Consider the following 1,969-nt stretch of genomic DNA (forward strand, 5'->3'; position numbering starts at 1 on the left):
CGGGCTCGGGTCGGCGAGCCCCTCGGCCGACCGCAGCCTCCGCAGCAGCGGGACGGCGGCACGGCGGTCGACCCTGCCGTCAGGGTGCTCCGACTGGCCCTGGCCCTCTTCCTCGCGCTCACCGGCGGGCGCTACGCGACCATCGCGCAGAACCCCGGCCATCCGGACCGGCACAGCCTGTTGCTGCTGCTGGTACCGCTCGTCCCGCTGCCGCTGGTGCTGCGCCGGCGCCACCCGCTGGCGGTCCTCTGGGTGGTCCTGCCCGCCGCGCTGCTGGTCCGGCACGAGTCGGAGGACATCGCGTACGCGGCGGGCGTGGCGGTGATCGTCGCCGCGTACAGCGCCGCCGCGTACGGGCGCCGCGCGACGGCCCTGCTGCTGAGCCTGCCGGCCGCGACCGCCGCCCTCGTGGTGCTCTTCGCCGCGGCCAAGCTGCCGCACTTCCCCAACGGGGTGATGGCCGTCCTGGTCCTGGTGCCGGTGTTCGCGGTCGCCTACGAACTGCGGATGTGGCGCCGCCGGGTGGACGAGGGGCGGGAGCGGCTCTCCGCCCTGGAGCGCGGGCAGCTGGCCGCGCTGGAGCGCGCGGTGGAGCTCGAACGGGCCCGGATCGCCCGGGAGTTGCACGACGTCGTCACCCACAACGTGAGCATGATGACGATCCAGGCCGGGGCGGCCCGCAAGATCCTGGACACCGCCCCGGACAAGGCCCGCGAGGCGATGGCCGCGGTGGAGTCCGGCGGGCGCGCGGCGATGACCGAACTGCGGCACGTGATGGGCCTGTTGACCATCGATTCGGAGAGTGCCGACGACCCGGCCGCCGGGGCCGACCTCAGCCCGCAGCCGGGCCTCGGCCGCCTGGAGGCGCTGGTCCACGGCGTCCGGCAGGCCGGGCTGCCGGTCGAGCTGACCGTCCGCGGCGAGCGCCGGCCCGTCCCGCCCGGGGTCGAGCTGGCCGCCTACCGGGTGGTCCAGGAAGCGCTCACCAACACCGTCAAGCACGCGTCCGGCGCCGACGCCGCGGTGACCGTCGAGTACGCCCCCGACCGGCTGCTGGTCGAGGTCACCGACACCGGCGGCCGCCCCACCGGCGCCGCCGCCACCGGCAACGGACGCGGCCTGCTCGGCCTGCGCGAACGCCTCGCCGTCTACGGCGGCACCCTGCACACCGGCCCCCGGCCGCGCGGCGGCTACCGCGTCAAGGCCCTTGTCCCCCTGGAGAGTTCATGAACGAGCAGCCGCTGCGGGTGGTGGTCGCCGACGACCAGGCCCTGGTCCGCACCGGGTTCCGGCTGATCCTGGAGTCGGAGGGCATCGACGTGGTGGCCGAGGCCGAGGACGGCGAACAGGCCGTCGCCGCCGTCCGGCGCACCAGGCCGGACGTGGTGCTGCTGGACATCCGGATGCCCGGCCTGGACGGGCTGGAGGCCGCCCGCCGGATCCTGGCGGACGGGGCGCGGCAGCCGCCGCGGATCATCATGCTGACCACCTTCGACCTCGACCACTACGTCTACGCGGCGATGGCCGCCGGGGCCAGCGGCTTCCTGCTGAAGGACGTCACCCCGGAGCACCTGGCGGCCGCCGTCCGGCTGGTCCGCACCGGGGACGCGCTGCTCGCCCCGGCGATCACCCGCCGCCTGGTCGAGCGCTTCGCCCGCCCGGACGACCCGGGCGCCGCCGCCGTCGCCCCGCACCGGGAGCTGGGCACGCTCACCCCGCGCGAGCTGGAGGTGATGGCGCTGCTCGCCCGCGGCCTCAGCAACGCCGAACTCGCCGCCCGGCTGGGGCTGTCCGAGGCGACGGTGAAGACGCACGTGGCCCGGATCCTCGGCAAGCTGGGCCTGCGGGACCGGGCCCAGGTGGTGGTCGCGGCGTACGAGACCGGGCTGGTCAGCGTGGGGTCCGCGGACGCCGCCCGGTAGCGGCGGCGGGAGCCCGGAAACGACGGCGGGAGCCCGGGGTCGACACC

2 protein-coding genes are annotated in these 1,969 nt (G+C 76.2%); both read left to right on the forward strand.

Annotated features, from left to right (window positions below):
• Nucleotides 1–1,230, forward strand: a 1,230-nt coding sequence (locus ACFU7Z_RS39115) for a sensor histidine kinase (protein WP_380782922.1), incomplete at its 5' end; no start/stop codon positions are given.
• Nucleotides 1,227–1,922 (forward strand): response regulator transcription factor, encoded by a 696-nt coding sequence (locus tag ACFU7Z_RS39120; RefSeq protein WP_049650744.1) that lies wholly within the window; start codon nucleotides 1,227–1,229, stop codon nucleotides 1,920–1,922. The genes ACFU7Z_RS39115 and ACFU7Z_RS39120, both read left to right, overlap by 4 nt.
• The last annotated feature ends 47 nt before the right edge of the window (nucleotides 1,923–1,969 follow it).

The organism is Kitasatospora sp. NPDC057518 (assembly GCF_042802075.1).
GTDB lineage: Bacteria > Actinomycetota > Actinomycetes > Streptomycetales > Streptomycetaceae > Kitasatospora.